The 26336-nt window shown below is 61.9% G+C and carries 20 protein-coding genes and 2 tRNA genes; 14 read left to right on the top strand and 8 right to left on the bottom strand.

Annotation, left to right across the window (positions count from 1 at the left end):
• The first annotated feature begins 389 nt into the window (after positions 1-389).
• The 9 genes from AC3FKH_RS17465 to AC3FKH_RS17425 all read left to right on the top strand — a co-directional run bounded on the left by AC3FKH_RS17465 (position 390) and on the right by AC3FKH_RS17425 (position 11986).
• On the top strand, positions 390-1181 hold the full coding sequence (locus tag AC3FKH_RS17465; protein WP_488677122.1) for an ABC transporter permease: 792 nt from the start codon (positions 390-392) through the stop codon (positions 1179-1181).
• Positions 1178-1840 carry an ABC transporter ATP-binding protein gene (locus AC3FKH_RS17460; protein WP_488677121.1) on the top strand — a complete coding sequence of 221 codons (663 nt, stop codon included), beginning with the start codon at positions 1178-1180 and terminating at the stop codon, positions 1838-1840. The genes AC3FKH_RS17465 and AC3FKH_RS17460 overlap by 4 nt, the downstream gene beginning before the upstream one ends.
• Complete coding sequence (locus tag AC3FKH_RS17455) at positions 1837-2961, top strand: KpsE/RkpR family capsule polysaccharide export protein (protein WP_488677120.1); 1125 nt, start codon at positions 1837-1839, stop codon at positions 2959-2961. Before AC3FKH_RS17460 ends, AC3FKH_RS17455 begins: the two co-directional genes overlap by 4 nt.
• A 77-nt stretch (positions 2962-3038) precedes the next feature.
• Positions 3039-4712: a polysaccharide biosynthesis/export family protein gene (locus AC3FKH_RS17450; RefSeq protein WP_488677119.1), complete on the top strand. Its 1674-nt coding sequence runs from the start codon at positions 3039-3041 to the stop codon at positions 4710-4712.
• Between the two features lie 17 nt (positions 4713-4729).
• Complete coding sequence (locus AC3FKH_RS17445) at positions 4730-6916, top strand: capsular polysaccharide export protein, LipB/KpsS family (RefSeq protein ID WP_488677118.1); 2187 nt, start codon at positions 4730-4732, stop codon at positions 6914-6916.
• A 13-nt stretch (positions 6917-6929) separates the two neighbouring features.
• Positions 6930-7601, top strand: a complete 672-nt coding sequence (locus AC3FKH_RS17440) for a xenobiotic acyltransferase family protein (RefSeq protein WP_488677117.1) — start codon at positions 6930-6932, stop codon at positions 7599-7601.
• A gap of 75 nt (positions 7602-7676) precedes the next feature.
• A complete protein-coding gene (locus AC3FKH_RS17435; RefSeq protein WP_488677116.1) occupies positions 7677-8639 on the top strand; it encodes a KpsF/GutQ family sugar-phosphate isomerase in 963 nt (320 codons plus the stop codon).
• Positions 8572-10629, top strand: coding sequence for a capsule polysaccharide biogenesis protein (locus AC3FKH_RS17430; RefSeq protein WP_488677115.1), 2058 nt, complete (start codon positions 8572-8574; stop codon positions 10627-10629). Before AC3FKH_RS17435 ends, AC3FKH_RS17430 begins: the two co-directional genes overlap by 68 nt.
• A 4-nt stretch (positions 10630-10633) precedes the next feature.
• On the top strand, positions 10634-11986 hold the full coding sequence (locus AC3FKH_RS17425; protein WP_488677114.1) for a capsule polysaccharide biogenesis protein: 1353 nt from the start codon (positions 10634-10636) through the stop codon (positions 11984-11986).
• A 97-nt stretch (positions 11987-12083) separates the two neighbouring features.
• Here the strand turns inward: AC3FKH_RS17425 and AC3FKH_RS17420 are convergent, their stop codons facing one another.
• Positions 12084-12344, bottom strand: coding sequence for a hypothetical protein (locus AC3FKH_RS17420; protein ID WP_488677113.1), 261 nt, complete (start codon positions 12342-12344; stop codon positions 12084-12086).
• A gap of 81 nt (positions 12345-12425) precedes the next feature.
• A complete protein-coding gene (locus AC3FKH_RS17415; RefSeq protein WP_488677112.1) occupies positions 12426-12686 on the bottom strand; it encodes a hypothetical protein in 261 nt (86 codons plus the stop codon).
• A gap of 195 nt (positions 12687-12881) precedes the next feature.
• On the opposite strand from AC3FKH_RS17415, the gene AC3FKH_RS17410 reads away from it, so the two are divergent.
• Complete coding sequence (locus tag AC3FKH_RS17410; protein ID WP_488677111.1) at positions 12882-13271, top strand: hypothetical protein; 390 nt, start codon at positions 12882-12884, stop codon at positions 13269-13271.
• A gap of 143 nt (positions 13272-13414) precedes the next feature.
• The gene (locus AC3FKH_RS17405; RefSeq protein WP_488677110.1) at positions 13415-13744 is read left to right on the top strand and encodes a hypothetical protein; all 330 of its coding nucleotides are present in this window, start codon (positions 13415-13417) and stop codon (positions 13742-13744) included.
• Positions 13745-13768: 24 nt separating this feature from the next.
• Here AC3FKH_RS17405 and AC3FKH_RS17400 read toward each other — a convergent pair whose 3' ends face one another.
• Together AC3FKH_RS17400 and AC3FKH_RS17395 are read right to left on the bottom strand one after the other, a co-directional pair.
• Positions 13769-18604, bottom strand: coding sequence for an NAD-glutamate dehydrogenase (locus AC3FKH_RS17400; protein WP_488677109.1), 4836 nt, complete (start codon positions 18602-18604; stop codon positions 13769-13771).
• Between the two features lie 207 nt (positions 18605-18811).
• On the bottom strand, positions 18812-19339 hold the full coding sequence (locus tag AC3FKH_RS17395; protein ID WP_488677108.1) for a MarR family transcriptional regulator: 528 nt from the start codon (positions 19337-19339) through the stop codon (positions 18812-18814).
• Between the two features lie 397 nt (positions 19340-19736).
• Here AC3FKH_RS17395 and scpC point away from each other — a divergent pair, with 397 nt between their 5' ends.
• Positions 19737-21254 carry a succinyl-CoA:acetate CoA-transferase ScpC gene (scpC, locus tag AC3FKH_RS17390; RefSeq protein WP_488677107.1) on the top strand — a complete coding sequence of 506 codons (1518 nt, stop codon included), beginning with the start codon at positions 19737-19739 and terminating at the stop codon, positions 21252-21254.
• 80 nt (positions 21255-21334) lie between these two features.
• Here scpC and AC3FKH_RS17385 read toward each other — a convergent pair whose 3' ends face one another.
• The 3 genes from AC3FKH_RS17385 to AC3FKH_RS17375 all read right to left on the bottom strand — a co-directional run bounded on the left by AC3FKH_RS17385 (position 21335) and on the right by AC3FKH_RS17375 (position 23384).
• Complete coding sequence (locus tag AC3FKH_RS17385; protein WP_488677106.1) at positions 21335-21685, bottom strand: hypothetical protein; 351 nt, start codon at positions 21683-21685, stop codon at positions 21335-21337.
• A gap of 279 nt (positions 21686-21964) precedes the next feature.
• A complete protein-coding gene (locus AC3FKH_RS17380; RefSeq protein WP_488677105.1) occupies positions 21965-22942 on the bottom strand; it encodes a tripartite tricarboxylate transporter substrate binding protein BugE in 978 nt (325 codons plus the stop codon).
• Positions 22943-23308: 366 nt separating this feature from the next.
• A tRNA-Lys gene (locus tag AC3FKH_RS17375) sits at positions 23309-23384 on the bottom strand.
• Positions 23385-23525: 141 nt separating this feature from the next.
• Here AC3FKH_RS17375 and AC3FKH_RS17370 point away from each other — a divergent pair.
• Together AC3FKH_RS17370 and AC3FKH_RS17365 are read left to right on the top strand one after the other, a co-directional pair.
• Positions 23526-24434, top strand: a complete 909-nt coding sequence (locus AC3FKH_RS17370) for a LysR family transcriptional regulator (protein ID WP_488677291.1) — start codon at positions 23526-23528, stop codon at positions 24432-24434.
• A 125-nt stretch (positions 24435-24559) separates the two neighbouring features.
• Positions 24560-25951, top strand: a complete 1392-nt coding sequence (locus AC3FKH_RS17365) for an 8-oxoguanine deaminase (protein WP_488677104.1) — start codon at positions 24560-24562, stop codon at positions 25949-25951.
• A 109-nt stretch (positions 25952-26060) separates the two neighbouring features.
• On the opposite strand, the gene AC3FKH_RS17360 is transcribed toward AC3FKH_RS17365, so the two are convergent.
• A tRNA-Lys gene (locus AC3FKH_RS17360) sits at positions 26061-26136 on the bottom strand.
• Positions 26137-26336: the final 200 nt, after the last annotated feature.

Raw genomic sequence — 26336 nt, 5'->3', positions numbered from 1 at the left:
TGCCGTGGCAAGTGGGACGGCCCAAGGTTGACGAAATGTCATCCACCCGGCTTCGCGCCGGGAATCCATAGCGCTGACACCAGTTGGCGTGCACCTATTTGATACGGTAAGCACGTCGTCACAGAGTTTCGGATTCCTCCTATCTGGCAGCAGCCGATCCGCCGCTAATCTCTGCCAGTCACTGCATCTTTGCTTCGTGTCATGGATCCGTAGCCGATCCGACGCTAGTCTTTTCTGTTCAATACTGCGTGTTTGCTTTCCTTCATGACCCTATTTCGCAATTCCGTTGCGTGTGCCCGTTGCAGCCGCGGAGCAGTTCACGCGCGCAATGTTTGTGGCGCAAGCCGGTGGGCCTCCGTCTTCGGATTCGACGGCCCGGGCTACAGGCAATGACCCGGACGGCCGTCCGGTCCGACCTCTTCGTCGCGGTGTCGGTATGGAAAGCGCTGTTCCTGCGGGAGGCGGGCGCCCGGCTTGCGGAAAGGCGTGCTGCCTGGTTGTGGATCTTGCTCGAGCCTGCCACACACATCGTTTTCCTGATGGTTGTGCTGGGTGTCATCCGGCATCAGTCCAGGCCGGATGCAAACATGGAGGTGTTCATTCTGGTTGGCGTGTGGGGGTTCTTTCTGGTGCGCAATGTGGCGGGTCGTTGCATGGAATCCATCAATGCGAATCATGCGCTGTTTGCCTATCGCCAGGTCAGGCCCGTGGACACTGTGCTGGTACGTTCCGCGCTGGAGGCTTTTCTCGGCATGATTGTCGGCGCAGTGCTGCTCGGGGCCCTGGCGCTGTTCCACATCGATGTGCTGCCGAGCAACCCCCTTCTCGTCGCTTGCGCAGTTTTCCTGTTGTGGGCACTGGGGTTGGGCCTCGGGCTCAGCTTCTCCGTAGTGGGAACACTGCTTCCGGAAGCGGGCAAGCTCATCCGTCTTACCTTTACGCCCCTGTATTTTCTCTCCGCCGTCATGTACCCGGTATCCGGCTTGCCTGTTGGCATGCGTAATGCCGTGCTAGCCAATCCGATCGTGCATGGGCTGGAGTCCATGCGGGCCGGTTACTTTGCCGCGTATCGCGGCGATGAGCATGTCAGCCTGGGCTATCTGGGCTTTTGTGCCCTGACGGCAACGTTCCTGGGCCTGGCGCTGCATCTGCGCTTCTCGGCCAGATTGGTTTCGCAATGATCGAGATACGCGATATCCATAAGCGCTATCGCACCACCCATGGTTCGAAGTGGGTGCTGCATGGCGTGACGATCAATATTCCCGCGCGCAGCCGGCTCGCCTTGATTGGTGCAAATGGCGCAGGAAAATCCACGCTACTGAGGCTGGTGGGCGGCATCGATCAACCCAGCAGCGGCCGCATTATCCGAAATTGCCGTGTGTCGTGGCCCCTCGGCCTGTCCGGTGGTTTGCAGGGCTCGCTCAGTGGCAGGCAGAACACCAAGTTTGTCTGCAGGATCCATGGCGTCGATCGCGATCTGGCCGAAAAGCTGGAGTTTGTGCAAGCGTTCTCCGATTTGCACGACGCCTTCGACGAACCGGTGAAAGCCTATTCATCCGGCATGCGTTCCAGGCTCGCCTTCGCCATGTCGATGGCATTCGATTTCGATACCTATCTCGTCGACGAACTGACTGCAGTCGGTGATGCGGCCTTCAAGCGAAAGTCCCAAAAGGCATTTGAAGATCTGGCCGGCAGGGCAGGGTTGGTGATGGTGTCTCACAGTGAATCCACGCTGCGAAATTTTTGTCAGTCGGCGCTATGGCTGCACCACGGACACGCAACTTTCTTTGATTCGGTTGACGATGCCCTGCGTGCATACAGCGAAAGCATTGCAGCATGATCGAGACGTTGAAGTTGGGTAGCGCGGCAAGACTCCGCCGCTTTCGTGCGCTGAACCTTGTATGGCGGGTCGCGGCGGGGCTATGCATGGCCGCCGTTGTCTACTGGGGCTTGGTCGCCTCTGATCTTTATGTGTCCGAAGCTCGCGTGGTAGTGGAGCGCAGTGATGGTGTGGGCAGCAACGCCAGCGATTTCTCGTCACTGCTGCTGGGCAATACTGCGCCGCAGGACCTGTTGCTGTTAAGGGACTACCTGCAGTCCGTCGACATGCTCAGGAAGCTCGAAGCCAGACTCCCTCTGCGGTCGCATTACGCCGACTCTCACAGGGACCCGCTGTCCAGGCTGTGGTTCGAGGATGCCTCGATGGAGCGCTTCCATGACTATTACCTGCGGCGCGTCAGCGTCGAGTACGACGACTTCTCGCACGTTCTGCAGATTCGTGCCGAAGCCTACACGGCGGAGATGGCGCACGCGATCGCGTGCGAACTGGTCAGCGAGGGCGAGCGATTCATGAACGAGATGACGCATCGCATCGCAAGCGAGCAGGTCGTCTACATTGAAAAGCAGGCGCGCGAGCAGGGTGAGCGTCTCAAGGCTGCGCGCCAGGCGTTACTGGCTTTCGAGAATGCCAATGGACTGGTATCGCCGCGTGCAGAGGTGGAAAGCCTTTCTTCGGTGGTGGCGAATGCCGAGGGCACGCTGACTGAGCTGAACGTCAAGCGCAATGCCTTGACGGACGTATTTACGCCGCAATCTCCGGCGATCCAGCAACTGGACGCACAGATCGCCGCCGTGGAACGGCAGATCGCAGCGCAGCGCGGACGCATGGTTTCCAGCAAGGGTAAGGGGCTGAACAAGGTGGTTGAAGAGCATGACCGCCTGCAGGCGGCGGCGGAGTTCGCCTTCGACATCTACAAGACGGCGCTTGGCGCGCTGGAGAAGGCGCGTATCGATGCGACGCGCAAGCTCAAGAATGTTGCGGTGGTGCAGAGCCCGACTCGGCCGGAGTATCCCCTCCAGCCGCGACGCGTCTACAACATCGTGGTGTTCGTGCTGGTGACCGCAATGCTGGCCGGTCTCGTGCAACTGCTAAGCGCCATTATTCGCGATCACCGAGACTGAACATGTGTCGCCGATTTCTTGCCTTATTCATTCTTATGGGCCTTTCGTGCAGTCATGGCGCCGTGGCTCAGTCCAGCATGCGTGCCGCGCAGCTTGCGGCTATGAGCCAGCCGGACTTTGCCGTCCAGGCGGCCCAGGGGAATTTCCTCCCAGCTACCAACATTTCGTCGGTTCCTGCCAATGCGAATGCGGCGGTCGTGCCGGCGCACACGGATCAGCCACTTCCGGTCACTGCGCCGCAGAATAATGATTACTCGGCGAACATGGACAGCGACGCCTTTGGCGCCCAACTGTTCACGGGAGCGTTCAGCCGCGACAGTGCGTCGGTTTTCAATCCTAGCCATGTGATTTCCGTTGGGGATCGCATTCAATTGCGCATCTGGAATGGATACAACGTTGATACGGTACTGACCGTCGATGCTGGTGGGAACATCCTCCTGCCCGAGGTAGGACCCTTCCGCGTGCAAGGCACTACCAACGGAAGTTTGCAGAAGGCGATCGGTGATGCACTGCGCCGGGTATTTGCCAGCAAGGTGTCAATCTATGCCAACTTGCTGGCGGCGCAACCCGTGCGCGTCTACGTGACGGGTGCGGTGCGCCGGCCAGGCATGTACGACGGAACTTCCAGCGATAGCGTGCTGCGCTACCTGGATCAGGCCGGCGGCATTGATCCCGACCGCGGCTCCTTCCTTGATGTTGCGATCAAGCGAGGAAACCAGACGCTGGATATCGTGAATCTCTACGATTTTCTGCTGAAGGGCGACCTGACGTCACGGCAACTGAACAACGGGGACGTCATCTTCGTTCAGTCACGCAAGAAAACCATCAAGGTCAGCGGGCTTGCGGAGAATGCCAGGCGCTTTGAATTCCCGGGTGAAGAAGCCAGGTTTGACCAGATCATGCGTCTGGCGAAGCCGCTTCCCGCTGCGACCAATGTGCGCGTCACGCGCAATACCGGGACGATCAGGAATATCGAGTATTTCCCGATCTCGCAGGGCAACCAGATCAACCTGTGCGACGGCGACGAGATCGAATTCACGGCGGACAAGCGGCCAGGGACGATCACGGTGCGTGTGGAAGGCGAGCATACGGGGCCGCAGGAGTATGTGCTGCCCTACGGTAGCCGCATGGGCCAGCTGCTGAGCCAGGTGGAGTTCACGCGGGAATCCGACGCCGAGAGCATTCAGTTGTTCCGTCAGAGCGTCAAGGAGCGGCAGAGGACGTTGCTGGCGACCACGCTCAGAAGCCTGGAGTCCAGTGTGCTGACGGCGCGTTCCGGCACTGTCGAGGAAGCCCAGCTGCGCAAGGAAGAAGCGGCGCAGGTACTGCAGTGGGTGGAGCGCGCCAGGAAGATCGAGCCTAGCGGGCAGACCCTCGTCGCCAAATCCGCGGTCCGCAACGACTTGCTTCTCGAAAATGGGGATGTGCTGCGCGTGCCGGTTAAGGACGGGTTGGTGCTGATCAGCGGGGAAGTGCTCTTTCCGAACGCCGTGGCCTATGAAAAGGGCATGGACCTGGATGACTTTATCAGGCAGGCCGGCGGGTTCTCGCAAAACGCCGATACCTCGCGCGTCATCATCGCCCATCGGGACGGCAGCTTTTCGGACGGCAAGAAGGATGATGCGGTGCGCCCTGGCGACGAGATCATGATTCTGCCGAAGATCGACTTCAAGACGCGGCAGTTTGCGAAGGATGTGTTCCAGATTCTTTATCAGATTGCGATTAGTGCGAAGGTTGTTCTGGGTCTTTGAATTAAGAGTGAAGAATCATGCTGACCATCATTACGCCGTTCTACACCAGAAATCGGGAAGACTATCTTTACGAGAGAGTGCTTCGATTCATTAGGAAAGAGCCGATCGTCGCCGGTCTTCGCAGGCTTATTGTTGATTTTGGTTCTCCCGCTCATATTGCCGAAGAACTTGCCGAACGCTGTTCTGTCACCGATGTGGAGTTCCTTGCGTTGAACCGCCATGGCGAACCTTTCTCGATTGGTTCTTGCCGAAATGCTGGGGCTCAGTATGCTCAAACCGAATTCATCTCGTTTCAGGACGTAGACCTGACCGCGCCAGCTTCTGTGTATATGCAACTGTTAGAGAATCTGCGGACCGCTCCACCGTATTTCAATCACCTCGAATGTATTCCCTGCCTCTATCTCACCGAGGCTGGTACGGACGAATATGTGGGGATGGATTCGGAGGCGGCAAAATCACGTTTTCAGCAGTACTTCGTGGAGTCTGATTCGGCCCGGATCCAGATGTATGCCCCGGCCACATCTGCGCTTGTGGTTCGTCGAGCGTTCTATCTTTCGATGGGCGGGGTTCGGCAGGAGTTTTTTGGCCATGGATATGAAGATTTTGAGATGATGAATCGTCTTGCGTGGAAGTCGAGGCGGTTCATTCGGTCTCATGATTATTATTCTCATGACCATAAATACGCATCGCTTGAGTACAAGGGTTATCGAACGTTCTTTTCTCTGTTTGGTCGCCAAAACATGGCGGCGGGTGTGTTCTTCAGCCACCTGCATCACCCGACGCCGCCCGTAGTCGGGTACTCCAAGCGGAACGCCGCCAATAGAGCCCTCTTTGAGCGCTTTGCGAAGGCCCTGGACAGTGACTCGGAGCTTCCGCCGGCACTGGGCGACCGGACATCAGGGGTGCGTACGTTAGCGCTATCCAGTCGGACCTCCATCCCGATGAAAAGTATCCGCATGGCGATTGCGCATTTAGGGGACGTGATCTACATGGAGCCGACGGACTTCGAAGACGGGACTTCATTCCTTGCCTTTTTGCGAGAATACCGGGTCGATCGGGTGCTTTTCCTGACTCCGTACGGAAACGAACGGCGACTTGAGCTCTATGTTGCCTGTCGGGAGAACGGCATCCCATATCTGGTATTTGACCGCGGTGCCTTGCCCCGATCATGGTTCTTCGATTCATGCGGCTTCAACGCTGACAGTGAGTCGTACTCGAAATCGAAATGGAATGATGAAATTTCCATTGCGGCAAAAGAAAGAACCGAGCGTTATATTAGTGAGCTGATTTCTTCAGAGAGCACTTTGGAGGAGAATGGCGATCGCGTGGGCTCGGACAATCTCCGCGTAAAGTACAATTTACAGGGCAAGAAGGTTCTTTTCGTGCCGATGCAGCGGCCCGGAGATTCAGTCATAAAGTTTTTTGCGGGCCCTGCAGAGAGTGTCGCGAATTTCTGTTTCATTCTGTCGCAGATGTCCTTGAGGCTTCCGCCGGATTGGAAGATAGTGGTCAAAAGGCATCCGCTGGAGACGGAGATGCCTCCGACTCCCGGGGCAACCATTCTCGATCCATCCACTCATGTCTATGATGCGTTGGCGGCGGCTGATGCGGTTCTTGTCATTAATTCTGGGGTTGGGCTGTTATCGCTGCTCTTTGGGAAGCCAACACTGAACATGGGGAGGGCTTTCTATTGTCACGAGGGGCTTTCCACCCAAGTCGGGGATGTGGACAGTGCTCTTTCAGCATTGCTCGCGCTTCAGCGCCCTTCTCGTGAAGCTGTATTGCGTTTCACGCGCTACCTTGTCGAGGACTTTTATTCATTTGCTGATACGGATTACAAAGAAATATCAGAGAAAAATTCTTCGAGAAATGTTGCCACGAATCTTGATTTTACCCATCTCAGGTTGCCGGGCCAGGAAAGACGCGTATTCGTCTGGCGTACTGAGCCGGCCAAGAAGAATTCGCCCGTCTACGATTTCTATCGATCCTATATTTCGAATATGGGGAAAGCGACGTCCAGTAACTCAAAGAGTGCCGCCGTGGGGGTGACTAAGGCAGTTGTCGCTGCGGCGCCTGTGCCAGCGACACCGGCCACGCCCAGGAACGGGGCAGTTGGGCGTGGCAATGCGAGTCGGAAGTTCGCCAAGCTGGTTCGTGATCCAAAGCTTTTCTTTGCTGATGCACTTCGCAAGCACCTGGCTTGAGGAGCTTCCGTCCATGAATGAAGAAAACCCGCGTTATGAAGAGTGGTCATCCATTGCATCATCGGCGACGGTGCAACCTCAGGCCGTTTTGGAACATCCGGTGCATCTAGGCCCGCAAAGTGAGGTTCACAACGGATCGAGGCTCGGACGTTGCGCGTATCTGAATATCAGAAGCGTGGTTTATCCAAATGTCGAGATAGGTCGATATTGCAGTGTTGCAAGAAATTGCGAAATTGGGGTTGCCGCACATCCGGTTGATTTTTTGTCTACGCATTCGTTTCAGTATAACTCCGCGCTTTTTCGGAGTTGGCCAGAGTACCGGGATGTGAAAAGAAGGGCCAGGTTTATCGCCCATAAGAACACAGTAATCGGGAATGATGTCTGGATCGGTGCTCAGGCTATCGTAGTTGCGGGGGTAACGATCGGGAATGGCGCAATTATTGCTGCTAATTCCGTAGTGACAAAGGACGTTGCCCCGTATTCCATTGTCGCAGGGGTGCCGGCGCGACATATCAGGTATAGATTTTCATCAAATGAAATTGAGCAACTTTTGTCTTTGGATTGGTGGAGCCTTTCGATGACTGAGCTTTCGTCAGTAAGATTTGATAATGTGGCGTTTGCAATAGAAGATCTAAAAAAGATTCGATCCGAAAGGAAAGTCGCAGAAATTTCTCATGCAAGTTGAATGCCATGACCTGGCGTCATGGCCAATGAAAAGACGGATCGCGTTGCAGTACGCAGTTGGAACGCAGGAACAGAAATGACAGAAGCAATCAGACTCGCTCGCAATGTGGTTGCGCAGGAAATCCAGGCACTGGACCGCATGTCCGGCCGCATCGATGCCGGATTCGGGAAGGCGGTCGACATCATCCTGAACGCGCGTGGCCGTGTCGTGCTGGTCGGCATGGGCAAGTCCGGGCTGGTGGGCAAGAAAATCGCCGCGACCATGGCATCGACCGGAACGCCGGCATTTTCCGTGCATCCGGGCGAGGCGTTCCATGGCGACCTCGGCATGATCAAGCCCATCGACGTGGTGCTGATGATCTCCAACAGCGGGGAAACCGAGGAACTGATTCGCATCCTGCCGTTCCTGGAGCACCAGAAGAACCCCGTCATCGCAATGACGGGCAAGGTCAGTTCAACCCTGGCAAGGCACGCGGATGTCGTCCTCGATATTTCGGTCGACCGTGAGGCCTGCAACAACAATCTTGCGCCGACCAGCTCGACCACGGCAACCTTGGTCATGGGCGATGCGCTCGCCGTGGTGCTGTCGGTAAATCGCGGCTTCCAGCCGGAAGACTTCGCGCGCTTCCATCCCGGTGGCAGCCTTGGCCGGCGCCTGCTGACGCGCGTCGCGGACGTGATGCACAAGGAAAACCTGCCGATTTGCCGCTCCGACTCTTCCTTCCGCGATGTTGTGCACGTGATTAACCGCGGGCGCCTGGGCATGGCACTGGTGATGGATGGGGAATCGCTGCACGGGGTCATTACGGACGGTGACGTCCGGCGCGCCTTCGATTCGGATTGCGACTACAAATCGATCCAGGCCCGCGACATCATGTCGAAGGAGCCGAAACTGGCATCGCCCGACGAACGCTTCGCCGACGCCGAAGCGCGCATCCATGCCGCGCGCATCAGCGCGCTCGTGGTCCGCAATGACGCAGGCCGCGTGGTCGGCATTCTGCAGATCCACGACCTGGGAAGCGATGAACCAGCCGTCTGAGAGTGCCATAGGCATTCTTTCCGCAGGCATACGCCGCATTGAACACCTTGCCACCTTCCTCGGCGAAGAGGTGGTGGCGGTGCATCCATTGAGGCGCGCGACGCGCCGCCTGAACGGCGTTGCCGGCTGGGGACGGCGGCCGAGCGCACTCAAGGCGCAGGCCTACGCGAAGTCACGCGGCATCGATCGCTACTTGTGCCTCGAAGACGGCTTCCTGCGATCCGTGCATCCCGGCGCAAAATCGCGAAGCTGCTCGCTGGTGGTGGACGACCTGGGCATCTACTACGATGCTTCAGGGCCGTCACGACTCGAAGAAATGATTGCGATGCCGCTTGGCGCGGCCGAGCATGAACGAGCGCAGCGCCTGATCGGGCAGTGGCGTGCCGCCGGCGTCTCCAAGTACAACTACGCTCCCGATTCAAAGGCATTGCCTGCGAAAGGCTATTTGCTTGTCATCGACCAGACGGTCGACGATGCGTCCGTGCACTTTGGGCAAGCGGACGCCGCGAGTTTTCGGCGCATGCTGGACGCTGCGGTGAAGGCCCACCCGGCGTGCCAGGTCGTGGTCAAGGAGCATCCCGAGGTCGCCCTCGGGCGCAAGCGCGGATATCTCGGCGAGATTCTCGATGCCGGAGGCTATCCGCAAGTCTTGCGGCTGCGCGACGATGTGCATGTGGTTCCGCTGCTTCGAGATGCCAGCGCGGTGTTCGTCGTGACCTCGCAGGTCGGCTTCGAGGCGCTGATGCATGGCAAGGCAGTTTACGCCTTCGGCATGCCGTTCTATGCCGGCTGGGGCCTGACCCGCGACCAGATGCCGGCGCCATCGCGGCGAACGGCCGTGCCGCTCGAGCAGCTGGTTTATGCGGCCTTGATCCGGTACACCCGCTACGTGCTGCCGGATACCGGCCAGCGCTGCGAGGTGGAAGATGCCATCTCGCACCTGGCGTTGCAGCGGCGCTTGCGCCTGCAGTTTGCCGCTCGTCTGCATGCGGTCGGATTCTCGCGCTGGAAACGCCCGTTCCTGAGGCAGTTCCTGGCAGGACACGAGATTCGTTTCCATCGGAGGCTTGCAAAGGTCCCGCGGCATGCAACGATCTTGCGCTGGGGCAGGGCGATCGACACGGCTGACAGGCCCGACCTGTCGGTCATCACAGTCGAGGACGGGTTCCTGCGCTCCGTGGGTCTGGGGGCGCAATTGATTCGCCCCGTGTCATGGGTGTTTGACCAAAGCGGCATTTACTACGACGCGACGCGGCCATCGGATCTCGAATCCCTGCTGAACGATGCCGGCTTCGATCACGACACGCTGGCGCGCGCTGCGGCGTTGCGTGAATCCATCGTGCGCGCCAAGATCACCAAGTACAACGTCGGGCGCGGCGCATGGGCACGGCCAGCCGGGGCGAGCCACGTCGTGCTGGTCGTCGGCCAGGTCGAGTCAGACGCTTCGCTGCGTTACGGTGCAGTCCGCATTTCCACCAATCGCGCGTTGCTGGAGGCGGTGCGCCAGCGCCAGCCCAATGCCTACATTCTCTATAAGCCGCATCCGGATGTGATGGCTGGCCTGCGGGAAAATCTGGCAGCGGAGTTCGAGCTGCGCGCCTTGTGCGATGAAATCGTTCCCGGCTACCCAATGCACCAGTTGATCGAAGCCGTGGACCGCATCCATGTTCTGACTTCGCTGGCTGGTTTCGAGGCCTTGCTGCGAGGCAAACCAGTGACGACGCATGGCTTGCCTTTCTATGCCGGTTGGGGCCTGACCGAAGACCTCTGCCACGCGCCACGTCGGCGGCGAACACTATCGCTGGACATGCTGGTGGCGGGGACGCTGATCTTGTATCCCCGCTATATATCGCGCCATGAAGGAGCCGGCTTTGCTTGCGCGGAGCAGGCTGTGGCCGACCTCATGGCATGGAAGGCAGAGGGGCCACCAGCCGGCAATAACTCGTGGCGACGAATCATGCAGCCATTGTTGCGATATTGGGCCCGATAGCCATATGTTGCGCAGTGAAGCATTGCCTGCAGAGGCGTCGTTCGCGCAGATTGCGCAGTATCGCCGCGTCTTGCTTCTCCAGGGCCCGAACGGCCCATTCTTCGCGCGCCTGCGTGATTGCCTGCTGGCAGCCGGGCGGCAGGTCGTCAAGGTGAACTTCAATGGCGGGGACGACCTGTTCTACCGCAAAGGCGACATCGTCCGGTTTACCGAGCCAATGGCGACCTGGCGGAGTTTCCTGCGCAAACTGCTTGGCGATCGCCGCATCGACGCAGTGGTGGTCTTCGGCATGTGCCGGCGCCACCATCGCGTCGCCGCGCAGGTGGCCGCGTCGATGGGTATTGCTTTCTGGGCGTTCGAGGAAGGCTATGTCCGTCCGGACTACATTACGCTGGAGCGCGATGGCGTCAACGCAGACTCGCCGCTGGGACGGCTTGCGATCCCGGATATCCCCAGGGTGCCAGGCCCGCCGAAGCCGTGCAGGTTTCCGCACTCTTTCCGCAACATGGCCTTGTACTCGTTCGGCTACTTTGCCGCAGGGATGGCAGGGGCTCGCCACTACCCGCGCTACCGGCATCACAAACCCTTCGGATGGCACGAACTGTCCCAGTGGGTGAAGGCCGCTTGGCGGAAGACGCGTTATCACTGGCAGGAGAAGGGCCTGCGCAAGCGCCTGCTGAGCAGCGATCACCCGCATTTCTTTCTGGTCGCGCTGCAGGTGTACAACGATAGCCAGATCCGCGTACATAGTCCGTGGCGGCACATGCGGGACTTTATTGAGTGGACGATCCACTCTTTTGCGGCGCGCGCGCCGGCGGACAGCTTGCTGGTGATCAAGCATCATCCGATGGATCGCGGGCATACGGACTACGCGGCTGCCATTGACGCCTGTGCGGCAAGATTCGGCGTCGCCGGTCGGGTGCTCTACATCCATGACGCGCACCTACCCTCGCTTCTGCATCGCTGCATGGGTCTGGTGACGGTCAACTCGACCACCGGATTGCAGGCGCTGTTTCACCGCGTGCCCGTGATAGCGCTGGGGCGCTGCTTCTATGCCAAACCGGGTTTGACCTTCCAGGGTCCTCTGGATGCTTTCTGGAATGACCCGGGTGCGGTCGACATGGGCGCCTTTATACGGTTCCGGAACTATCTCGTGCAGGTGTCGCAGGTCAATTCGTCGTTTTATGCCGACGATATGCTGGTGTCCGTCCCGGAGCGCCGGGGCTGGCTGGGGCATCACACGACGCTGGCTCGCTCAGTGTGCGTGGTGGGCCTGTTGGCCGCGGACGCATACAGCGGCCGTTCGTGGGACCTGACCGCCGCCGTCAATATGCTTTTCTCTATGCTGGTTGATTAGGCGGCTTATCTTTCGCAGCCGTCGCCGCGTTGCTCAGGTCAGTTGCGTGGGCCAGATGCGTGGGCCGGATGCGTGCCGGTTGAAGTCGCTGCCCGGCTCAATCCGCCAACGGAAACCCAAACGCATCGCCAGCCAGATCACGTTCGAACAAGGCCACCCATGCGATGCCATCCGCAGTCGCGTATTGCCCGAACTGGCTGCCGACAATACGCCCGACGTTGATGATCCTGCGCGCAGTGGCGGCATCTTCTTTCACGCTCACCTCAAAGTCGTCAGCGACAAAACCATGCCGGCCACACGCGGCTTCAAAGGCGTCCCGTTCCACGACGGGCAGTTCGTGATAGCGCTTCTGGACCATGGATCTCTCCCGGAGTCTGCGAGGCATCGTAGCATGCAAGCGCGCAGCTTCCACCGACCCAGCGTTCAGCGGCCGGAGCCTTCAGAGCAGCGCGAACTGCGCGCGGTCGGGACCAATGAGGGCTGGTCGGCCTACCGGGTATCGGTGGTGATCGCCGCTGGCGTCGAACGACAGGAAGTCGGGCGTCCAGCGCAAGCCTTGCAGGTGCCGCAGCTCGATGCCCTGCACGACGATGGCGCCGTTGCCGACGCTGACCTGTGCGCAACTGAGGCGCATGAATTCCGCATCGTCACCGAAATAGTGCGCTTCCAGCAAGATGGAATCGGACAGGTAGAGCGGCATGGCAGTGCCCTTATCGATACTGTATGGATGTACAGTATAAAGGTCCGGCGCGTCTGCGTCATCCGGTCCGGGCGAGAATGTGCCGGTGTGGCTGACGTGCCATCGCGCCGTCCGTATTGCCGCCATTGGTATAACCTGAACCAGATACTGGCGGGAATGCCGCTGCGCGTTGCTCTACCTACCCTGGGGGCTGCCATGGCGCATTGTCAAAGCAGGGCTTGCTGGTTTGGGCTGGGCTTGCTGTCCGGCGCCGCGCTGGCTTGCCTCGGTACGTGGGCGGCAAGAAGCGCGTGCCGGCAGGCGGGAGCAAGGGCGGCCGAAGCCGCGCTCGCTGCGCAGGAGCCGGCGCTGGACCCGGAGCCATTGCCTGAAGCGGCCAGCGATATCATCGAATACGGTGGCTTCATGGTCCACGTGTTTTGCCACGCGCTGGGTGTCGGCCGGTTCAAGGCTGTGTGCGATATCTGGGAGGCGGGAGCCGTCGTGCTGGAAGGAGGTGGGCCGCCTGCCGCTTATCCCACCGCAGAAGAGGCGCGGCTGGCAACGATTGCGTGGGCACGCCAGTGGGTGCAGCACAATGGCTGAGTCCGGTCCCATCGATATGTCGAAGATGGGGCCGCTGCGTGGCCTTGCAGGCGGGGAGGGATTGGTTGAACCCCACGCATGTAGGGTAAATTTCTACGTCACTTCGCGCTCAAGGAGTTGCGGCACGGACCGTTAGACTGCCCATGGAAATTTCCGATCTCCCTCCCAATTCAGCCTCCAACGCCGAACTGATCGGCTGGGCAGGCGCATCACCCGAGGTCATTGCCAGGGTGCTGAACTCCGCGCTGTCAGCCCAGGACTTGTCGGGCTTTGCGGCGCTGCTTTCGGACATCGCCCGGGACCGGGGGCTGAAGGGCCAGCGTGCGGCGCACCAGTCGATTTATGACATGCCGTACGCCAGCCTCCTGCCCAGGCAGAAGCACCTGCTCGCGGATGCCTTCGAACTGCTGGTGCTGCTCGGCATCGAGTTCCGTCCGCGCGAGCCGGATATGCAGGGTATGGACGAAGACTGAGCGGCGCGCCGCGCCGCTTCCGCGTCATTCCAGCATGCCGATCTCGCGAATGGCGACTGACAGCATCGACAGTCCCGTCGCGCCGGATGCACGCTGCTCGGTCAGCATGCGGGTGAAGCGTTCGAGCGCGCCTTGCCGGCTGGCGCGCCAGGCATCGATCAGCGCTTCGGCGGTGTCATAGTCGCCCGACTGCGCCAGCACGCTGGTCATCAGCGCGCGCTTGAGCCGTCCCAGGTCGTCGAGCGTGGTGGTGCGCGCCAGCAGGTCCCAATGCGTATCGGCGGGCAGGGCCTGCGCGCGCTCCCGCAGCCAGTTGAAGCTCAGTTGCGTGTCGAGCGCGAAATAGACCCCCGCCACCAGTTCCAGCGAACGGTTGGAGGAAGCCGCCACTTCCGCAATATCAAGCGCGGCCGCCGAGATATCGCGGCCGGCGACCCGCTGGGCCAGCGCCGGCTCTACGCCGGCACCGGTCAGGGCCTGCGTACGCTCGGCCAATGCCGCGGCATCCGCTTGCGGCAGCACGGTCGGCAACTGCGGCGTGAGCCATTGGGCCGCTTGCGTGAAGCGAGCCATGCCCGCCTGGGCGGTGCCGCCAGTACGCAAGTAGCGGATGAACCAGAGGCAGGCCCGCTCGAGCAGCTGGCCGACGGCGCTGAACATCCGCGCCTGCTCGGCATCGGCGACTCGGTTATCCAGTGCATCGATCTCCTGCCAAAGGGCCGTCAACCCGAACACGTCGCGCGCGATCAGGCAGGCGCGCACGATATCGGCGGGGAGGGCATCGGTTTCCTCCCGCATCCGATGCACGAACGTTGCGCCGATCCGGTTGACGAGCAGGTTGGTCAAGTGCGTGGCCAGGATCTCGCGGCGCAGCGGATGCCGTTGCATGGCATCGCCATAGCGCTGGCGCAGCGGCACCGGGAAGTAGTCGACCAGCAGGTCCGCGACCAGCGTGTCTTCGGGGACATCCGAGGCGAGCAGTTCGTCGTAGAGCCACATCTTGCTATAGGCGAGCAGAACGGCGCGCTCGGGCGAAGTCAGCCCTTCGCCTGCGGCCTTGCGTTCGGCAATCTCTTCGTCGCCTGGCAGGAATTCCAGCGCGCGATTGAGGCGGCCGGCGCGTTCGAGCGAGCGGATCAGGCGAGCTTCGCCATCGAGCAGTGCGCCGCTGTTGCGGCCGGCCACCGACAAGGCCTGGGTCTGGTAGTAGTTGTCCTGCAGCACCAGCAGGCCGACCTCATCGGTCATCTCGGCCAGCAGCTTGTTGCGCTGCTTTTCGGTCATCTCGCCTTCGGCCACGACCTGGCCGAGCAGGATCTTGATATTGACCTCGTGGTCCGAGCAATCCACGCCGGCCGAGTTATCGATGGCATCGGTATTGATGCGGCCGCCCCGGCGCGCGAACTCGATGCGGCCGAGTTGCGTAAAGCCGAGATTGCCGCCTTCGCCGACGACCTTGCAGCGCAGTTCGGCGCCATTGACGCGTACGGCGTCGTTGGTGCGGTCACCAGCCTGCTGATGGGTCTCCTGGCTGGATTTCACATAGGTGCCGATGCCGCCGTTGTAGAGCAGGTCCACGGGAGCCATCAGGATCGCATGGATCAGTTCGGCTGGCGACAGCGTGCTCGCGGAAATGCCGAGCACGGCCTGCACCTGCGGCGACAGCGCGATGGTCTTCGCCGTGCGGGGGAACACGCCGCCGCCTGCGGAGATAAGCCTGGTGTCGTAGTCGGCCCAGCTCGAACGCGGCAGATCGAACATGCGCGTGCGTTCCTGCAGGCTGGATACGGGATCGGGATCGGGGTCGAGGAAGATATGGCGATGGTCGAATGCCGCCACTAGCCGGATATGCGGCGACAGCAGCATGCCGTTGCCGAACACATCGCCCGACATATCGCCGACGCCGGCCACGGTGAAGTCCGTCGCCTGCGTGTCGATGCCCATTTCGCGGAAATGCCGCTTGACCGATTCCCACGCGCCGCGCGCGGTGATGCCCATCTTCTTGTGGTCGTAACCGACCGAGCCGCCGGATGCGAAAGCATCGCCAAGCCAGAAGCCGTACTGGGCCGAGATCGCGTTGGCGAAATCGGAGAAGGTGGCGGTGCCCTTGTCGGCGGCCACGACAAAATAGGGATCGTTGTCATCGAGACGGACCACGTCTGGCGGCGGCACCAGCGCGCCGGCCACCAGGTTGTCGGTCAGGTCGAGCAGGCCGCGCAAGAAGGTCTGGTAACACGCGATGCCTTCCTGCAGGAACGCGTCACGATCCGTTGGTGGCGGCGGCCGCTTCACGATGAAGCCGCCTTTGGAACCGACCGGCACGATCACGGTGTTCTTCACCATCTGCGCCTTCATCAGGCCCAGCACTTCCGTACGGAAATCCTCGCGCCGGTCGGACCAGCGCAAGCCGCCGCGGGCTACTCGGCCGCCGCGCAGGTGCACGCCTTCGACGCGCGGCGAATAGACCCAGATTTCCCACATGGGGCGCGGCTCGGGCAGGCCGGGAACCAGCGCGGGATTGAGCTTGAACGAAACGTAGGGCCGCGGCTGCCCGCTGGTATCGCGGTGGAAGTAGTTGGTGCGCACGGTCGCGTTGACCACCCCGAGGAACAGGCGCAGGATGCGGTCCTCGTCGAGGTTCGGGACCTGGTCCAGCGCGGCCTCGATGTCGGCCAGCAACTGCTGGCAGCGCGCTTCGCGCGTGGCGGTCGCGGCCGGGTCGAAGCGTGCGGCGAATAGTGCCACCAGCGTGGCCGCGATGCCGGGATTGCCGGTCAGAGCGCCCACGATGTAGGCGTCGCTGAAGGTCGAGCCGACCTGGCGCAGGTATTTCGCATAGGCGCGCAGGACGGTCACATCGCGCGCGGCCAGTTCGGCACGCAAGACCAGGCGATTGAGGTCGTCGTTCTCGATCTCGCCGTTCCACGCGCCGGCGAAGGCGTTTTCGAACAGTGCCTTGATGCGTTCGATATCGAAATCGGCGCCGCTGGCGCTGTCTGCGATCTCCAGTCCGAAGTCATGGATCCAGACCGGTGCGCCGCTGTCGGGTTCGATCAGGTAGGGCCGTTCCTCGTCCACGCGCACGCCAAGGTGTTCGAGCATCGGCAAGCTATGCGACAGCGCGATCGGCTCGCCGGCTCGATAGACCTTGAAGCGGAATGCGCCGGGTACGGCCTCGATCGGGCGGTACAGGTTCATGGCGATGCCCTGGCCATGGAGGGCCTGCTCCATCAGTTCGATGTCGCGCACCGCGGTGCGGGCCGGGTAGTCTTCGCGATAGCCGGCCGGGAAGGAGCTGCCGTACTGGCGCAGCAGGCTGTTGCCCTGTTCCTCGCCACGGCTTTCGTGCAGCGCTTCGGCCAGGTCGTCCTGCCAGCGGCGGCTCGCCTGGACGATGCGCGCTTCCAGTTCCTGCGTGTCGACCTGCGGCATGCTGCCGGGATCGCCGCGCACGGTCAGCTGGATGCGCGCCAGCGGCGATTCCGACAGCAGCGGCGTGAATTCGCAAGCATTGCCGTGGAAGGCGCCCATCAGGATCTTCTGGATCTTCTGGCGCAGGTCGGTGTTGTACTTGTCGCGCGGGACGAACACCAGGCACGAGACAAAGCGGTCGAAGCGGTCGCGCCGCACGAACAGGCGCGTGCGCTGATGTTCCTGCAGGCGCAGGATGCCGATCGCGATATCGAACAGATCGTCTTCGTCGATCTGGAACAACTCATCGCGCGGATACTGTTCGAGGATCGTCACCAGCGACTTGTACAGGTGGCCCTTGGTCAGGAACCCGGCGCGGGCCAGGATGTTCGCGCACTTGCGCCGCACCTGCGGAATCTCGGCGATCGGCGAAGTGTAGGCGGTGGACGTGTACAGGCCGACGAAGCGGCGTTCGCCGAACAGCTTGCCGTTGGCGTCGAGCAACTTCACGCCGATGTAGTCGAGGTAGCCCGGCCGGTGCACGGTGGAGCGCGAATTGGCCTTGGTCAGGAAAATCGGCGAGCTGCCCTGGATGATGGAGGTCGCTGCGGCCGGCAGCGGCGTCAGGTCTTCCGCTTCGGGCGGACGCAGGCTTTCGCGCAGGATCCCGCATCCGGTATCCGGCACGCCGCGCAGGAAATAGCGCTGGTCCTGGGAGATGAGCTGGTAGTCGCGCTGGCCCAGGAACGTGAAGTGGTTGTCGAGCATCCATTGCAGGAAGGCCCGGCCTTCGATGCTGTCGGCACTGCTGGCGTCCGAAGTTTGCGCCATGGTGCCGATGGTGGCCTCGGTGATGTCGCGCATGCGCTGCCAGTCTTCCACTGCGGCGCGCAAGTCGCCGAGTACGCGGGCAATCCCGGTGCGCAGCGCTTCAAGCCGCGCTTGCTCGCCGGTACGGTCCACCTCGAAATGGATGAAGGATTCCAGGCGCGAATCGCCATCGCTGTTGGCGCCGCCGAGCTCGATTTTCTCAATGCCGCCTTTGGCGCCGCGCCATACGCGGAACACCGGGTGAATCGCGGAGTGCAGCACCAGCCCCAATCGGTTGATCTCCATGGTCACGGAGTCGACGAGGAACGGCATGTCGTCGTTGACGATCTCGACCACGGTGTGGTCCGAGTGCCAGCCATGCTCTTCGAGGTTGGGGTTGTACACGCGGATACGCGCAGTACCCGGGACGAACTTCTGCGCGGTTTGCCAATGCGCCATCACGGCGCCATACATGTCGGCAACTTCCCGATGGATCAGGTCATCGGAATCGGTCTGGTCGTAGTAATGCCGCAGAATCGGTTCGAGCAGCTCGAACCCCGCCGCGGGCAACCGTTCCCGCGCGAACGCCAGCATTTCTTCCTGCAGGTGTGCGACTTTTTCTTCGTTCTCCTGCGGCATGGTGCCTCCTTGCGGTATCAGGCGCGGGCGGCCGATGCCGCGCGTCTGGACGCAAGCGGTGCATGTGCCGGTGCATGCTCATACTTTAGGAAAAAACTGCACGGTGCGAGGGAAAAGTCTGCGGAGGCGTGTTCGCCCGCGATCATGGCACCGACTGGCGCCGGATGGCGCCTTCAGGTGGCCTCCACTGCCTTCAGTGGCAGTGGATCATGCGGAAACAGACTGCATGGCGGGGGCGTTGACCGCTGTCGCGCGAACGGCCGCAGAGGGCGGCGTGATGGGGTCGGCAGCCGTGCCGCGGCTGCGGCGGGCGGAATGGTCGCTCAGGGTGAGCTTCATGCGCTGCAACAGCGTGCCCAGCGCCACGCGTTCATGCGAATTGAAGGGCGATACCGACACCGAGTGCAGGGCTTTTACCGCTCCCCACGCGCGTTCGACTCGCGCCTCCGCCGCTGCGGGGATGCGCGGCGCGCCGGTGCCCGAGTATTCCACCCAGCCGTCGTCATGCAATTCGCCCAGCATGCGTTCGCTGGACGCGACATCGATCAGCATGGCGCCGGCAAGCGGTTCATGACGCACGAACGCGTTCTGCCAGATTGCCCGCAGCAGGACCCATTTGCCGTAGTTAAGGCCCGAGGCCGAAAGGGTCTGTTCCAAAGCACCTTGCCAGGCCATGACCGCGTCTACCAGGGCAAGGACCACCGGCTCGTTGGGTTCGAGTGGTTTGGTATGCATGAGTTGGCGTCTCCCGATGTCTGTCGCCGACATTACAACGCTCTTGGGCCGGAGCTTGGCCGGCCCGGGCGGCACAGGCGCCGCGCCTCGAAATCAGGGTCATTTCGGGGCGGTCTTTCCTGATGCCGCAGACACTAACAGAACCGAATGTCTTTTGTATGTCCTATAGGGTTTGTCCTGTTATGCCGGGTGTTGCTCCATTTTCCGGGCAGGTTCGCAAAGGGGCATGAGACGCCGCGCCTCCGTTTGGCGAATCTATGAAAAAATTGAATGGTTTTCATGAATTTAAATCGAGGTGGGAATGTATTGGCATGGCTACACTGCTTTTCCAACCCCTGTGCCACGAGCACAGGCGGTGCACGGACGGACCGGATCCGCCCGGCAACCGGAGATGAAGATGTACAAGGAACGCATTCGCCTGCCAAGGCTGCTGGACAAGGTGGTCTCGGCCGATACGGCAGCCGAACTCATCCGCGATGGCATGACGGTGGGCATGAGCGGTTTCACCCGTGCAGGCGACTGCAAGGAAGTGCCATTCGCCCTGGCGCGCCGCGCCGCCACCGAGCCGCTGCGCATCACGCTGATGACCGGCGCGTCGCTCGGCAACGACATCGACAAGGTGCTGGCACAGGCCGACGTGATCGCACGTCGCCTGCCGTTCCAGTCCGATGAGACGCTGCGCCGCAAGATCAACGCGGGCGAAGTCATGTTCATCGACCAGCATCTGTCCGAGACGGTCGAGCAACTGCGCTCGGGCCAGATCGCTCCCGTCGACGTGGCCGTGGTGGAAGCCGTCGCGATTACGGAGCAGGGCGGTATCGTGCCGAGTACCTCGGTCGGCAACTCGGCGAGCTTCGCGATGCTCGCGCGCAAGGTGATCGTCGAGATCAACCTGAACATGCCGCTGGAGCTCGAAGGCCTCCACGACATCTATTTCCCGGTGCAGCGCCCGTACCGGCAGCCGATCCCACTGATTTCCGCCGAGCAGCGCATCGGCGTGCCGTATATCCCGATCGATCCCGAGAAGATTGCGGCGATCGTCATCACCGGCAAGGACGACAGCCCGTCCAGCGCGCTGCCACCCGACGAAGGCACGCGCCAGATCGCCGGCCACCTGAGCGAATTCCTCGGGCGCGAGGTGCGCATGGGGCGCCTGTCGCCGTCGCTGCAGCCGCTGCAGGCCGGCATCGGCACGATTTCGAACGCCGTGCTGCATGGGCTGATCGATTCACCGTTCCACGATCTCAAGATGTACTCCGAGGTGCTGCAGGACAGCACGATCGAATTGCTCGACTCGGGCCGGCTCACCTTCGCTTCGGCATCGTCGGTGACGCTGTCGAAGCCGGTCTACCAGCATTTCCTTGCGAACGTGGAACGGTATCGGTCGCGCCTGGTGCTGCGGCCTCAGGAGATCAGCAACCATCCGGAAATCCTGCGCCGGCTGGGGCTCATCACCATCAACACGGCGCTCGAGTGCGACATCTACGGCAACGTCAATTCGACGCACGTTGGTGGCACGCACATGATGAATGGCATCGGCGGCTCCGGCGATTTCGCGCGCAATGCGCATTTGTCGGTGTTCGTCACCAAGTCGGTGGCAAAGGGAGGCGATATTTCCAGCATCGTGCCGATGGTGTCGCACGTCGACCATACCGAGCACGATGTCGACATCATCGTGACCGAGCACGGCCTGGCCGACCTGCGTGGCCTGGCGCCGCGCGAACGCGCGCGGCAGGTGATCGACAACTGCGCGGATCCCATCTATCGCGACGTGCTGAACGACTACTTCCGGCGCGCCAGCCGACTTGGCGGCCAAACGCCGCACTTGCTGGAGGAGGCATTGTCCTGGCACGTGCGCTACCGCGACCAGCGCACCATGCGCGAATCCGCAAAGCAGGAGGCGATGGCCGCCTGAAGGCCAGTATTCCAAAGCAAACAGCCCGCATACGCGGGCTGTTTCTGTTTGCGGCCGGCTCCGGAGCCGGCGATGCGAACTTATTGCGACTTTGCCGCGGGCGCCTTGGCACCATCGGTGTACGGGTCGTACTTGCCGGCTTTCGCCCCATCCGTGTACGGATCGAACTTGCCCGACTTGGCCCCATCGGTATTCGGGTCGACCTTCTTGCCAGCCAGGTCGGATTGCGTCGATTGCTTGGCGCCGTCCGTGTACGGGTCGAACTTGCCCGACTTGGCCGCGCTCTGGTTCGGGTTCGCCTTCTTCTTGGTGTGGCTGCCACTGTGTATGTCGCCGCCGTCCGTGTAGTTCTTCTGCGCATACGCGAGCTGGGTTGCACCCAGGGTAGCAAGCGCGGCAACGATCAGGGTCGGAACGGTTTTCTTGAGCATCTTCATCCTCGCGAGTGGCGGTCGCGCAGCGCCTGCGCGATCCGGTTGGGGCCGAGTTTAGCGGATCCTTCCCGGCAATGTACCGAGTCGGCGCTGGTCCGCAAAGTGAAACTTTCTTCTAAAGGTATTGAACGCCTTCTTGGCCAGCCCCGTCCTGTGCAGGGTCAAGCTTGACCCAGAATAACCATTGCATGTCCTCGATAACGGGAAATTGTGCGTAACAAGGCGCAAAAAAGCCGGCTGGTTCGCAGCCGGCTTCTTGCTGGGTCAGGATAACCCTTATTCGAGCGTGATGTTCTGGTCGTGGGCGATCTTCTTGCGCAGGTCCAGTTCGCGCTTGATCTGGGCAGCGTACTGGGCCGACGTATTGCCGTCGGTGTACGCGCCGCTGTCCGCCAGGCGGCGCTTGACGGCCGGGTCCTGCAGCGCCTTGACGGCGGCGTCGTGCACGCGCGTGACGATGGCGGCCGGCGTGTTGGCCGGAGCGACCAGGCCATACCATGCCATGTTGTTCATGTCCTTCATGCCGGCTTCGGCGAAGGTCGGCACGTCGGGCAGGCCCTCCACGCGCTTGGGCGCGGCCACGGCCAGCGCGCGCAGCTTGCCAGCCTGGATGAACGGCATCGAGGACGGCAAGTTGTCGAACTGGGCATTGACCTGGCCGGCCAGCGTGTCATTCAGCGCCGGACCCGATCCACGGTACGGGATATGGACCATGTCGGTCTTGGTGATGTCCTTGAACAGCTCGCCATCCAGGTGCGAAATGCTGCCCTTGCCGGCCGACGCGTAGCTGTACTTGCCCGGGTTGGACTTCAGCAGCGCGATGAATTCCTTCAGCGACTTGGCCGGGACCTTCGGGTTGACCGTCAGCACGTTCGGCACGTTCACCAGGTTGGTGATCGGCGCGAAATCCTTGATCGGGTCATACGGGTTGCGGGCATTGGTGGCCGGGTTGGTGGCCATCGTGCTGACGGTGGCGATGCCCAGCGTATAGCCGTCCGGCGTGGACTTGGCCAGCGCATCGGCGCCAATGGCGCCGCCGCCGCCGCCGCGGTTTTCCACCACGACGGGCTGGCCCAATTCGCGGCCGAGCGCGTCCGAAACGGCGCGGGCCACGATGTCGGTGGTGCCGCCTGCCGCGAACGGCACGATCAGGCGGATCGGCTTGGTGGGGTAGCTTTGCGCCTGCGCGCCGCTATGGAACAGGCCGATGGCCGCGATGCAGGCTGCTGCGCCTGCTTTGAGAACTGCTTTCAAGGAGTGCCTCCGTTCTTCATTCACTGATTGGTGCCGGGCCGGGCATCTGGGGCGTTCTTCGGGGCGATTATGTATCGCCTGCGCTTGTCGGTGAATTCCCCGGTCCTGGCTTGGCGGGCGGGGCTCGTTGTGCGAAGCCAGCCAAACAACGTCGCGAAAGATTTTTGGTTCCGCGATACGGAACTACGTTCCGTGTTGTGCGCCGTGCGCAATTCAACAGGGAAAGGGCGGAAAGGGATATCGGGAAGAACCCGCGTATCAAGAAATGACGCAGGCTGCCGTGTCGCCGTGAAGGAATTCGGGTATGGAGGGACGCGCCCCAAAGCAAAAAGGCCAACCGTGCGGTTGACCTTTTTGGGAATTCGCTGGTGGGGCGTGAGTGACTCGAACACTCGACCTACGGATTAAGAGTCCGCTGCTCTACCAACTGAGCTAACGCCCCAACGAAGAAAAAGATTGTAGCAAGGTATCTAGTAAGACGCAATAGGGATGTTGAACTTTCTTTTCCGGCACTCGCCGCTACAATGCCGAGCTTCCTGATGCGCATGGGCCATGCCCTTGCGCGATGACCCATACCACCGCCATGCATGCCCGGATTCTGCGATATCTAGACGAGGTCGTACGTCGCGGCTCGATCCGCAAGGCGGCGGAGCACCTGCACGTGGCGCCCACGGCGATCAACCGGCAGATCCTCGACCTGGAAGCCGACTTGGGGGCGCCAGTCTTCGAGCGTATCAACCGCCGTCTGCGCCTCACGCCGCTTGGAGAGATGGTTCTCGCCCACGTCCGGCAGACATTGCGCGAGCACGAAGCGCTGCGCGAGCGGATCGAGGACTTCAAGGGTGCGCGGCGCGGCGAGGTAACGGTGGCGGCCACCGCGGGACTGGCCGGGTCACTGCTGCCGTCGCTGGCGCATGAATTCCGCCAGCGGTACCCAGGCATCGTGGTGCGCGTCGTGGACTTGCCTGTCGCCGAGATCGTCATGGCGGTGGAGCAGGGCGACGCCGACCTTGGCCTCGGCTACGACCTGCCCGCCGCGCCAACCTTGCGCGTGCTGGCGACGAGCGACTGGCAGATCGGTGCCGTGGTGCCGCCAGGCCATGCGCTGGCTGCACAGCCGTCCGTGCTGCTCAGCGAATGCGTCGGCTATCCCCTGGTGCTGCCGGCGCCATCCCTCTCCATCCGCGCCATTCTTGACGATGCCTTCGCGCGCAATGCCATCGACGTGTCGCCGGCGGCCGAGTCGACCTCGATGGCGCTGATCCAGCGCCTGGTCATGCTCGGCAGCGGCATTGCCTTGCTCAACCCGCTGGACATCATGGAGGAGCGAGCCCGCGGTGCGCTGGTGCTGGTGCCGCTGCGAGACCGTTACCTGCGGCGCCAGACACTGGCGCTGGTCGGTCGCGCGCACGGCGTACCGAGCCCGGCGGCCGAGCTGATGGCGGGGAGTATCGGCACGACGCTGGCGGCGCTGTTCGCCCAGGTGCGCTAGCGCGTCCGTACGTTGCGGTCTGGGTGTCCACATTTTGTGGACAGGATTAGCGGAATTCTGCGCTTTCGGTTCGGCGGCACGGGTTTTAGACTCGCGCCATATCCACCTGCCAGACGCCTGCCGCCATGACCCTGATTGCCCTGAATGCCGATGTGCTCGTCACCATGGACGCGCAACGGCGAGAAATCCCCGATGGCGCGCTGGTGGCCGACGGCCCCGCCGTGCAGTGGGTTGGTGCCACGGCGGACTTGCCGCCGCAGTATCGCCGCATGGTCGACGACGGCACCGCGCAGGTCATCGATATGCGCGGCCGCGTGGTGGTTCCCGGCCTGGTCAATACGCACCATCACATGTACCAGAGCCTGACCCGTGCCGTGCCCGCGGCGCAGGATGCCGAACTGTTTTCCTGGCTGACCAACCTCTACATGCTGTGGTCGCACCTGACGCCGGAGATGATCCGCGTCTCGACCAAGACCGCGATGGCCGAGCTGATGCTGTCGGGCTGCACAACCACGAGCGATCACCTCTACCTCTATCCGAACGGATCGCGCCTCGATGATTCCATTGCCGCCGCGCAGGAGATGGGCATGCGTTTCCACGCAGCGCGCGGCTCGATGAGCGTCGGCCGCAGCAAGGGCGGCCTGCCGCCGGATGTCGTGGTGGAAGACGAGGCTGCCATCCTGCGCGACAGCCAGCGCCTGGTCGAGCAGTACCACGACGGTTCGCGTCACGCGATGCTGCGCATGGTGCTGGCACCGTGCTCGCCGTTTTCGGTGTCGCGCGACCTCATGCGCGAATCCGCGGTCATGGCCCGCCACTACGGCGTGTCGCTGCACACGCACCTGGCCGAGAACGACAATGACATTGCCTATTCGCGCGAGAAGTTCGGGTTGACGCCCGCGCAGTACGCCGAGGATCTCGGCTGGGTCGGTCACGATGTCTGGCATGCCCACTGCGTGAAGCTCGACGACGAGGGGATTGCGCTGTTCGCGCGCACCGGTACGGGTGTCGCGCATTGCCCGTGCTCCAACATGCGGCTGGCATCAGGCATCGCGCCTGTGCGCGCGATGCGCGATGCCGGCGTCAAGGTCGGCCTGGGCGTGGACGGCAGTGCCTCGAACGATGGCGCCCATATGCTCGGCGAGACGCGCCAGGCCATGCTGCTGCAGCGCGTCGGGTTTGGTCCCGCGGCCATGAGTGCGCGCGAGGCCCTGGAGATTGCCACGCTTGGCGGTGCGCGCGTGCTCAATCGCGATGACATCGGTGCTTTGGCGCCGGGCATGTCGGCCGACTTCGTGGCCTTTGACATGTCGACTGTCGGCTTTGCCGGGGGTGGGCATGACCCGGTTGCCGCGCTGGTGTTCTGCACGCCGACCAATGTGGCGAGCAGCGTCATCAACGGGCGCGAGGTGGTTCGGGATGGCGAATTGCTGACGACCGATTTGCCGGTCGTGCTGTCGCAGCATCGCGTGCTCGCGCGGACGCTGTTCGAGCGCGCCCGCGACAGCGGCACCTGAGCGGGCCGCGGCGCGCGCTACGGCGGGCGCCTAAGCGTGGCTTCAAAAGCGCGCGCCCAAAAACAAAAGGCCGGAAGCAGATGCTTCCGGCCTTTTGCCTTGTATTCGCTGGTGGGGCGTGAGTGACTCGAACACTCGACCTACGGATTAAGAGTCCGCTGCTCTACCAACTGAGCTAACGCCCCAACGAAGAAAAAGATTTTAACATGATTTCCGAATTTGTCAAACACCTGCGTGCATCAGGGAAGTTCTGGTGCGAGCAAGCGAAGCCGCTTGCGGCGTCGGCATCGCTCCATGGACGGAGGGAACCGGTGCACCGGTTCGGAGGTCACTGGATTGAGTGGATCAGCGAAGGTCGGCGCGTACGATATCGCTCCGGCCATGT

It is taken from the genome of Cupriavidus sp. 21MJTG02-4 (assembly GCF_057798975.1).
The sequence above is the reverse complement of the archived record's forward strand: the minus strand, read 5'-3'. Positions and strand labels throughout refer to the sequence as shown.